Raw genomic sequence first — 10,666 nt, 5'->3', positions numbered from 1 at the left:
TACGTTCCAGATAGGTTTTGACCACCTATGGAATCCGCCCCCTTTCAGTATTTCGGTATTCGCCTTACAGGTTCTCTGCTCGTACTTTCCCTTAGCACTGCTGAAAGAGTTCCCTTGTTCCGTTGAAAAGCCTGTAACGGGTTCCTGCCTCCTTTACACCGCATACTGTCCGGCCGGTAACAGCTTACTTCTGCCGAACTTTATTCCTGAGGACTCATATACCCCCTCAGTTTCAGTATGAGCTATGAATATATCGATGTTTTACTATGGAGGTTCACTTTCGTTCAGCTCCCCGTTACCCACCTGACAGATGACCTCTGCTTTTTCTTTATCGCTCAATACGAATGCCTTTCGGTCAAACGCACCATAAAGTGGTTTGTGAAGTCTGGATGACAGCTTTCACGATGGGCCTTCCACCATCTTTTCAACAGCATGCGTTGGACTTATTCCTCCGCTTCAAGGCACACTTATGACTATTCGGAATGTTGCACTTAAGCTGTAGAATCCGAAAGAAATTTTGGTTTAAATCCCCCTTGCCCCCTTTAAAAAAGGGGGAGTTGCCCAAATTCACCATCAAACCCAGTTTTTAATTGGGAACTTGCAGGATTACGGATACACATAATCAAAAATAAAAAAGCCCCGAATTCTTTAAATTTCGAGGCTTTTTTAAGTTAATTACTCAATTCGTATTTGAGGGTTTTTCCTTTTTCGACGGCAGGTAGACCTTCGGTCATCCAAAGCGGTGCCGGAGCACCTTTGAGGTAATGATCGAAAAACTGACTCAGTCGGACTGACAGGTCTTTGGCATTTTTACGCTGCACCAAATTGTGATCTTCTCCATTGTACTGAAGCAACCACGCTGGCTTATCCAATCGCTTCAAAGCCATAAACATTTCGATCCCCTGATACCAAGGCACGGATCCATCTGCATCGTTGTGCATGATGAGTACCGGAGTCTCTACCCGATCCATCGTGAATAGGGGCGAATTTTCCAGATAATAAAGCGGCTTTTCCCATAGCGTTCCCCCAATTCTGGATTGAGTTTGCTCATACTGGAACATGCGACTCATACCCGTACCCCATCGGATTCCGCCGTAGGCAGAAGTCATGTTGACCACAGGCGCACCAGCTCCGGCAGCTTTGAACAAATTGGTCCGAGTGATCAAGTGCGCTACTTGATACCCACCCCAACTTTGACCTTGGATCGCCATATTGGCTACGTCCACTCCACCTTTGGCGATTACAGCTTGGACACCCGGAATGATGCAGTTGTAGGCACTCGGTCCCGGAAGCCCAAGGTCATACTTGATATCGGGGACAAAGACCAGGTAGTCATTGCTGACAAAATACGGGATATTGATCGTGGACCGACTTGGAGCAGGAGCACGGTAATTATGGAAGGTATCGCTGTTTCTTTCGTAGAAATAAACCATCATCGGGTATTTCTTAGTCGGATCAAACCCTTCCGGCTTGAACAGCAGTCCCTGAAGCGGGGTGCCATCATTGGCCAAATAGGAAATCAATTCCACAGATCCCCATTTCACATTTGCTTGCTGAGGGTTCAGGTTGGATGCTTTGGTGAGGTTTTTGAAAGTAAGATCAGTCAGGTAAACATCCGGATTTTCCTTATAAGTACTTCTTCGGACCAGAATCTGAGCGGATTCCTTAGCCTTAGTCAGACCCGCATACCGGTGGGCGGACATCAAAAGCTGCTTTGGAGCCACTTTCCCGTCAAACGTTGTGGTAAAGAAACCTGAATTTTTATTGTTTTCATTGAAGGCGGAAAGAATCAAAGCTTCCTTTGGATCGATGGATGTTTCATCAAATCTTAAGCGCTCCCGGCGAAAGACCATTTGACTTTTTCTCCCTTCTCCTCGTGTTAAATTGACCGCTGCACCAGGATTTTTTGGATCTATTTTCCAAATATCAAACCGATCATAGATTAAAATGGCTGAATCATCTGATAGCCAACCTTCAGATCCATAGTTACCTGGCAAAGATGGGGAATCGTGTAACTCCTCAAAGAAAGGAACAGGAAGTGCTTTGGTCAAGTTGATTTTTGCTTTGGAAGCCAATTCATAGGCTACCCAGGAACTATCCCTGCTATCATACCAATAGGCATACTTGGCCTCAGAAGATAGTCTTGCAAAACCTGAAGCATTCTCTGCGATCAAGGTAGAATTCCCCGTCTTAAAATCTACCAAATACACATCTCTGCCAATCTGAATATCCCAACTGTACGCCCTTCGATAAGGTGAATCAGTTGAAGCAAGGGCTACGTCCTTAGTGATTTTATTTTCAAGGGATACATTTTCCAAAATTTCTGATCCCAGTTGGATCACTTCTCCGGAACCAATCTCCAGGACTGACAAATAGGTCTTTTTTTCAGCTGTGTTTCGATTTACCAGTTGCATAGGTTGAATCTCAGCATCCTGCCAGCCCCAGATATCCAAACTCACCCGCTCTTCATCCAGAATAGTGGTATCATTTGCATAAGCATAATCAACATAGTCCTTAGCCACTCCAAAAAACAGGCGAGTTTCATCTTCCGAAAAACGGATATTTCCATCCGGACTGATTCTGCCTCCCGACATAATACCTGCCGTAGATTTTTCGATGCTGGAAATAGAGCTCGCAGAAACGCTGTAAAGATGCAAAGCGTGAACCGGCTTTTTGGCCTTCAGGGAATCATCTGTGGCGATAAAGGCCAAATGCTTGGATTGTGGAGAAAATGACACATTGGAATAAGTTGTCATCTTCTCATGAACCAGCTTGCTTTCCCCTGTGGAGAGGTTTAAAATATAAATTGCAGCATTATCCAGCGTGTCTTCCTCCGCTAATGTGTAATGCAGAAAATCGCCATTTTGAGCAAATCCGAAATTTTTCACCCGTTCAAATTCCCATGACTTTGCTCCATCCAAAGACCTCACCAGAAGTTTTGTCCCATCTGTTTTCTTAGGCTTTTCCGCCTTTTTGGTTGAGTCAGCAGGATCCGCCTTTGTTGGCAATTCCTTTTCAAAGTGAACTGCAATCCAACTTCCTTTCTCAGAAGGAAGCGCGAATGACTTCACCCGGGGCAGTTTTTCAAGTTTCCCTGATGCAAGTTGTAGGATAAACAAGCTGTCTTTGGGCATGTCATCCGCCTTTTTCTTTTTAAGCTTCATGACCTTTACCGAATCTTTTTGCGGAGCAATTTTACCCACTGCAAAAGCATCGTCAGCCGTAAATGAAAAACCCAATCCCCTGGGGATAAGGGCTTTGGTTGATGGGGATTTGTATGGGAAAATCTCCAAATGGGAATCGCCATCCTGTGGGCTGATCTGATAGCCTACGTATTGGCCATTTTTGGTGATTTTTTCCGAAGAAAGGCTCTCCCATCCGTCGTAATCAGCGTGCGTTAAAGACCTTTTTTGCTGCGCAAAGAGATTTTGGGAAGCAAAAACGAGTATTAATGCCAGCAAAAAGCTGTTAATCTTATTCATGGTAATCAATTATTGGTTTAGGGTAAATTCACGCTCGAGGAATCCTCCTCGGGTAGAGGAAAGTTTGATCTTCCCTTTAACGGCTTCAGTTCCTTCCACTTTGACTTTGAAGGTTGCCGATTTTTTCTCCCCCACTCCAGTATAGCCGGAATAGATTGTTTTATCATACAATGTTGGAGAAGTGATCTTCACTTTGGCGGCTTCGTATCCTTTGGTCAGTTCCTTTTCGAAGTCAAGCGAAACACGATCTTCCTGAACAATTTTAACCAGTTTGGCTTGCTCCAAAGCCACAGGAAGCTTACCGGTATTGCTCCATTCTAGGGTGATCTCAAATTCACCGGCAGCAATTTTCTTCACTTTCAAATCAGAAATTGTCAGCTGAGGAAGCCGCTTGGCCATGGCCAAGTTGAAAAGCGCCTGTTTTTTAGCCCAGTCCTCCAGCTGCCAAGGCGGGCCGTTTTGGCCAAAGAATTTAGGATGAAATCCACCGATTTCCACTTCTCCGAGTTGCGGATGGGTAAAAGGAGTCCAGGCTTTAAATCCTTTACTTCCATTGGCTTCATCATCCCACATAAGTCCATCGTAATCATCATAGATTCCGTCGCCGTCGTAATCTTTCATGGCTCCGTTATTCCAAAGCTCATCTCCATACCAGATGCTGCCATAGTAGAAATAGCCAAAATCCGGTCCATGCCCAAAAAGCGGTTCAGGCTTAAGTGGATCTCCTGTCATGGAGTTGACTTTGTAGCGGGTTGAATAAGTTTCATACACATCCCCCGCCCAAGGATATCCTGTAAATGAAAGCCCAAGCTTATCCATTTCCATATAGATAGCCAAATCCTGAGGATACATTCGTTCCTCGGATTTGGATGTGGAAGGTGGTCTCAAGTGCATAGGTACTCGGGTATCCATGGAGTTGACTACAGAAATATTGGGATGACTGAGCATCCAAAGCACCGTAGATCGGGTTTCGGTTTCACTGAGTGGATATTCGCCGGCCCCGCCTTGTGTGTACCCTCTACCCGTCAAGTCACCACCAGAGTTGGGTCTCCAGTTTTCGGGGTAATTTCGATGGAGATCCAAGCCCCCTACTCCATCTTCGTTGAAGCTACCGTCTCCGTCATTATCGATACCTTCAGTATAAACCAAGTATTCCCCTTTTCCGGGGAAAGTCCGTTTCATCAGTCTCCCTTTCGGATCTTTCGGATCAATGATGAAGTTGGCCTTTTCCTTTTCTTCAGGGGTTATGGCCTTCTTTCTTATTTGGTAAATAATGCCATCTCGGTCCAAGTCTTCTTCAGGGTCTTCATCCAGCAATCCATCATTGTCATTGTCGTAAGCACGGACGGTACTCCTATTTCTTTGTTCTGTGAAGAGATAGAGATTTGATCCATCAGGATTATTTTGTGGTCGGAGGTAGATGGACTTAGTATCTATGAGAGCAGTGATTTCCGGATCTTTGCCATAATTCTCCAAAAGGTGTTGCGTCATCCAAAGAATAGATTCACTGGCTGTGATTTCTCCTGAATGTCTTCCCCCTTCGAAATAGGCTGCCGGTTTGTCGGTGTCTTTTCCTGTTTTTTTATTGGTCAGGGTCATCTGATAGATCGGACGTCCCTCATAGGATTCAGAGATGACGTAGAGGTCAACGATATCCGGATATTGGGCTGCCCACTTTTGATACCACGCATACATGACATCAACGGTGTGATATTTATCAAAAGTGAGCTTTTCGCCGGGATTGTATTCTACTTCCGGGAATACGAACTTCTTGAAAAAAGATGGGCCGTGGCGCTCTCCGGAAACAGTGTAGAATTTTGATTTTTCGTTTTTCTCAGGGAATAGCTTTTCCTCTTGGAAAGACCTAACCTGAGCAGCGGCTACTCCAGTCACGATGGAAGCAAATGCTAGAAGAGTGATTTTTTTCATAAAACGCAAAAGTTGGATCCCTAAAAATAGTAAAGCCGTCCAAAGCTTATCCAACCGCTCAAAAAAAAGACCGGAAACCCGGTCTGACTACTTTTTGATTGTTAACTCAAATCTTTCTGGGGTATAGCTCGAATATCCCGGTACAGGCTTACAAATAGGAAGCTTTCGAATCATGTGATCCAAGCGCTCTTTAAGTCCTTTATCCACATCACCCACCAATTCATATCCTGAAACTTTCCCTTTGGAATTCACATCCAACAAAATGGTCACCTCATCCAAATCTTGGCTTTTCTTAGTTCTGAAAAGGAAGGGAGAATAACTGTCAATCATTTCAAGCGTGTATTCAGGCCAAGCCCAATGAGAATTCAGATCCCTTGCAATGCTTTCCTCCACGAGTGAAAGAGGAGATAGCTCTAAATCCTCGAGCTTTGTGAAGTCCTTTGAATCCGAAACAGCTAAAAGTTTGGAAAGACTAAGCCTTTGAAATTGAACAATCCCTAATGAAGTACTTGAAGCTTCTGGGTTTTGCTGGGCTACAGCATCACCATTTTCTAATGGAAATGTAAGGGCAAGTCCTAAGAAAATCACTGCAATTAATTTTCTAAATCGTGTCATATCTCGCATATCGTCAAAAGTAAAGCCAAATATGCACTTTTAAAAGTTTCAAATGCAAATTTTTGTATTTTAAATTTTAAAAAAGGAAACAAAAAAGTCTTGCCACTGGCAAGACCCTTTTCAGAATATAAACCCAAATATAACTTTAGAGATTAAAAGTTTTCATTTTTAAAATCAAAAATTCGGTTTTTGAAATGTTAATAGATTAAAATATAAATATTTTAATCACTGACCAAATTTTCAATTGTCTTTAATTAATTAGCCCAAAGTAAATAGATTCTTGCATTAATTACAAATTGAAAAAATAATTTTGCAATATTTTGAACAATCTCTAATTTACAGCATCATTTATTATAAATCATCTAAAGCCTCTTCGAAAAAATGGACAAAATTTTAGATATCGATAACATAGACCTGAAAATTATCTCGTTGCTCAACGAAGATGCAAAAACTCCATACACGGAAATTGCTAAAAAGGTATTTGTATCCTCAGGCACCGTCCATGTAAGAATGAAGAAGTTGGAGGATATGGGAATAGTAAAAAGTGCCACACTGAATATTGATTTCTCCAAACTAGGATATGACATTTCAGCATTTTTGGGAATCTACCTGGAAAAAAGCTCGCTGTATGATAATGTGATTGAAAAGTTGAAAGAAATCCCCGAAGTGGTCAGCGGCTACTACACCACAGGTAATTATTCCATTTTTGCTAAGATTATTTGCAGAGATACCAATCATCTCCGGCTTGTGCTTGATAGCATCCAAAAAGTGGAAGGAATCGACCGAACCGAAACATTGATTGTGCTGGAGGAAAGTATCAATCGCCCCATTCAGTTTTTTAACAAGGAGAAATAACGCTATTTAGATTAAATCTAGATAAATAATTTTAACTCGAAAAAACAAAATTCTGCTCAAAATCCGGTCTAGGCCGGATTTTTTTCTTAAAGTATTTATTGCGATTTCAGGAGATCAAGCACCCTTTTTCTATTAATCACCTATCTCTCATAGATTTTTCGAATGGAGGCGAACATTGTATTTTAATATTATGTTATACCTTCGCAGTTAAAATGTAATTAGTCTAAATAACTCAGCTTATGAGCAAAGACAACTCAATTTTAGAAGAATTCACTTCCAAAGAATATGAACATGGCTGGTCGGTCAATTTCGAAGCCGACGAAGCCCCAATAGGTTTGAATGAAGGTATTATTCAATGGATATCCGCTAAAAAAGAAGAACCAAAATGGCTTTTGGAGTGGAGATTGAAAGCTTTTCGTATTTGGTTGACCATGACCGAGCCAGAATGGGCTAATGTCAATTATCCTAAAATCAACCTACAGGGACTCCGATATTATTCTGCCCCAAAGCAAAAAAAGTCAGCCAAAAACCTGGATGAAATAGACCCGGAATTGATTGCGATTTATGAGCGTTTGGGTATTTCTTTAAATGAGCAAAAGAGATTGGAGGGAATTGCAGTGGATGCAGTTCTTGACTCTGTTTCCGTTGCTACTACCTTTAGAGGTACACTTTCCAAACTGGGAATTGTGTTCTGTTCTTTCAGCGAAGCTGTAAAAGAACATCCTGATTTGGTAAAAAAATACTTAGGATCAGTCGTTCCCATGACTGATAACTATTATGCTGCCTTGAATTCAGCTGTGTTTTCTGACGGTTCATTCTGCTATATACCTAAGGGCGTTCGTTGTCCGATGGAACTTTCTACCTATTTCCGGATCAATGCCGCAAACACAGGACAGTTTGAACGCACCTTGATCGTGGCTGAAGATGAGTCCTACGTTTCCTATTTGGAAGGTTGCACCGCTCCTCAGCGAGACGAAAATCAATTACATGCAGCTGTGGTAGAAATCTACGCCGGAGCGCATGCAGAGGTAAAATATTCTACCGTTCAGAACTGGTTCCCGGGTGACAAGAATGGCAAAGGGGGCATCTACAACTTTGTGACTAAGCGAGGAATTTGCGCAGGTGACTACGCGAAAATTTCTTGGACACAGGTAGAGACCGGATCTGCAGTGACTTGGAAGTATCCTTCCTGCATCCTCAAAGGAGACCACTCCATTGGAGAATTCTATTCTGTTGCAGTCACAAATAACTACCAGCAGGCCGATACTGGGACTAAAATGATTCACATTGGCAAAAACACCAAGTCCAGAATAGTTTCCAAAGGTATTTCTGCCGGCAAATCCCAAAACTCTTACCGAGGCCAAGTACAGGTGATGAAGCGTGCAGACAATGCGCGGAACTTTTCACAGTGTGACTCCTTATTAATGGGTGACCGCTGTGGGGCACATACGTTCCCTTACATCGATATCAATAATGCGAGTGCCAAAGTGGAGCACGAGGCCACGACTTCCAAAATTGGCGAAGATCAGATTTTCTATTGCAACCAAAGAGGGATTGCTACCGAAGACGCTGTAGCGCTGATTGTGAATGGCTACGCCAAAGAGGTGTTGAACCAACTTCCTATGGAGTTTGCTGTGGAAGCGCAGAAGTTGTTGGCACTGACATTGGAAGGATCGGTAGGATAATTCTCCGATTGAAAAATTGGAACATTGAAAAATTGAAAAATTAGAATCATGCTAAGTATAAAAAACCTACACGCCTCAATTGAAGGAACAGAAATCCTGAGAGGAATCAATCTGGAAGTAAAAGCAGGCGAAGTACACGCAATCATGGGCCCCAACGGCTCAGGAAAGTCCACTTTGGCCTCAGTGCTTGCTGGACGTGAAGAATATGAAGTAACCGATGGTGAGGTAATTTTTAAAGGAAAAAACCTATTGGATCTGGCTCCCGAAGTACGGGCTAGAGAGGGTGTCTTCTTGGCCTTTCAATATCCTGTGGAGATCCCGGGGGTATCTTCCACTAATTTCCTGAGAACCGCAGTGAACCAAGTCCGAGAATATCGGGGCTTGGAAGCTTTGGATGCAGTGAAGTTTTTGACCTTGATGAAGGAAAAAATGAAACTCGTCGAAATCGACCAAAAGCTTCTCAGCAGATCTTTGAACGAAGGTTTTTCCGGTGGTGAAAAGAAGCGAAACGAGATTTTCCAGATGGCTATGTTGGATCCGACTTTATCCATTTTGGATGAGACCGATTCCGGTCTTGACATTGACGCTTTGCGGATTGTATCCAATGGAGTAAATCAATTAAAATCCGACAAAAATGCTACGATCGTGGTAACTCACTATCAGCGTTTGTTGGATTATATCGTGCCGGATTACGTCCACGTGCTATTCAAAGGACGAATCGTAAAGTCCGGAACAAAAGACCTGGCTTTGGAACTCGAAGAAAAAGGCTACGATTGGATCAAAGAAGAAGTTGATTCCGCAGCTACTGTCTGATTTATAAACCCTCTATCATGAGTACCTTGACCAAACAAGATACATTTATCGGCCTGCTAGACACGGCTCCCAATAACTTCTCTGCAGCAAGAACATTAGCTAAGGAAAGTTATCTCTCTCAGGGAATTCCTGTGGCCAAAGCCGAAGAATACAAGTTTTCCAACATAGGTAAAAAGCTGGAGCAAAACATTTCCAATGTCGCTCCTGCCCAACCTTTTGAAGTTACTTCTGAAATGGTGCATTCTTCCATTTTCGCTGGATATGAAGGCGACCTGTTGGTTTTTTCGAATGGTAAATTCCTGCCCCAACTTTCTTCAAAAATCGAAGGAGTAGAAGTTTCGCTGATTTCGGAAAAAAATGATTTGGCTATTGGCAGTATCGCAAAACCTGAAAAAGACGCATTCGCAGCAATAAATCAGGCCTCTTTCGAAGATGGATTGTTCATCTCAGTTCCTAAAAAGGCTCAGATTGAAAGACCAATACTCCTGCTTTCATTTAATCAAGCGAATGGAGGTCAGGTAATCCAACCAAGATTTTGGATCGAAGCGGGAGATTTTGCAGAAGTTACGTTCATTGACCAAAGCATCAGTCTGGGAGATAACTCCTACTTTGTAAATAAAGTAATAGAACTGAAAGGCGGAGTAAATACGCATCTCAAGTATTACCGACTTCAAAATGAAAGTAAGTCCGCGATCGAGGTAAGCAATATTGAGACTGACGTTCAGAAAGATGCAAGATTTACTTCGGTAAATATTTCACTTTCAGGTGATCTGGTAAGAAACAACCTCAGTCTAAATCTACTTGGAAGCAATTCCGAAGGCAACATGTATGGCATTTACCTGCTAAATGGAAAAAGCCACGTAGACAATCATACCAACGTGGATCATACCATCCCTCACGCAGAATCCAATGAACTGTACAAAGGTATTTTAGCTGATCAAAGCCGTGGGGTTTTCAATGGCAAAATCTTTGTCAGACAGGACGCCCAAAAAACCAACGCATTTCAGCAAAACAACAATATCCTTCTTTCCGAAGATGCCATTATCAATACTAAGCCTCAATTGGAGATTTGGGCAGACGATGTGAAGTGCTCTCACGGCTGTACCGTAGGTCAGCTGGACGAGGAGGCGCTGTTTTATCTTCAGGCGCGAGGAATCGACAAAACTCAGGCTAAAGGCTTATTGCTCTATGCATTTGCCGGTGAAGTATTGGAAAAAATTGAGGAGGAAAGCTTCAGAGTATATTGCGATACACTCATTCAGGAGCGATTGGGGAGTAAATTCTAAA

The 10,666-nt window shown here is 42.7% G+C and carries 7 protein-coding genes; 4 read left to right on the top strand and 3 right to left on the bottom strand.

Going from position 1 to position 10,666, the window contains the following annotated elements; translation table 11 throughout:
- Positions 1–671: 671 nt before the first annotated feature.
- The 3 genes from BLQ81_RS20505 to BLQ81_RS20495 all read right to left on the bottom strand — a co-directional run bounded on the left by BLQ81_RS20505 (position 672) and on the right by BLQ81_RS20495 (position 6,026).
- Positions 672–3,482 carry an alpha/beta hydrolase family protein gene (locus BLQ81_RS20505; protein WP_092734543.1) on the bottom strand — a complete coding sequence of 937 codons (2,811 nt, stop codon included), beginning with the start codon at positions 3,480–3,482 and terminating at the stop codon, positions 672–674.
- Positions 3,483–3,491: 9 nt separating this feature from the next.
- A complete protein-coding gene (locus BLQ81_RS20500) occupies positions 3,492–5,411 on the bottom strand; it encodes a M14 family metallopeptidase (RefSeq protein WP_092734540.1) in 1,920 nt (639 codons plus the stop codon).
- 87 nt (positions 5,412–5,498) lie between these two features.
- Positions 5,499–6,026, bottom strand: a complete 528-nt coding sequence (locus tag BLQ81_RS20495; protein WP_092734536.1) for a hypothetical protein — start codon at positions 6,024–6,026, stop codon at positions 5,499–5,501.
- 381 nt (positions 6,027–6,407) lie between these two features.
- On the opposite strand from BLQ81_RS20495, the gene BLQ81_RS20490 reads away from it, so the two are divergent.
- The 4 genes from BLQ81_RS20490 to sufD all read left to right on the top strand — a co-directional run bounded on the left by BLQ81_RS20490 (position 6,408) and on the right by sufD (position 10,665).
- Complete coding sequence (locus tag BLQ81_RS20490) at positions 6,408–6,881, top strand: Lrp/AsnC ligand binding domain-containing protein (protein ID WP_092734533.1); 474 nt, start codon at positions 6,408–6,410, stop codon at positions 6,879–6,881.
- A 239-nt stretch (positions 6,882–7,120) separates the two neighbouring features.
- Positions 7,121–8,566, top strand: coding sequence for a Fe-S cluster assembly protein SufB (gene sufB, locus BLQ81_RS20485; protein WP_092734530.1), 1,446 nt, complete (start codon positions 7,121–7,123; stop codon positions 8,564–8,566).
- Between the two features lie 48 nt (positions 8,567–8,614).
- Complete coding sequence (sufC, locus tag BLQ81_RS20480; RefSeq protein WP_092734527.1) at positions 8,615–9,379, top strand: Fe-S cluster assembly ATPase SufC; 765 nt, start codon at positions 8,615–8,617, stop codon at positions 9,377–9,379.
- A 17-nt stretch (positions 9,380–9,396) separates the two neighbouring features.
- On the top strand, positions 9,397–10,665 hold the full coding sequence (gene sufD, locus BLQ81_RS20475; RefSeq protein ID WP_092734524.1) for a Fe-S cluster assembly protein SufD: 1,269 nt from the start codon (positions 9,397–9,399) through the stop codon (positions 10,663–10,665).
- The last annotated feature ends 1 nt before the right edge of the window (position 10,666 follow it).

Source organism: Algoriphagus alkaliphilus, from assembly GCF_900103735.1.
In the GTDB taxonomy this organism is placed as follows: Bacteria; Bacteroidota; Bacteroidia; order Cytophagales; family Cyclobacteriaceae; genus Algoriphagus; species Algoriphagus alkaliphilus.
Note: the sequence above shows the minus strand (reverse complement) of the source record. Positions and strands in the feature narration are given on the sequence as shown.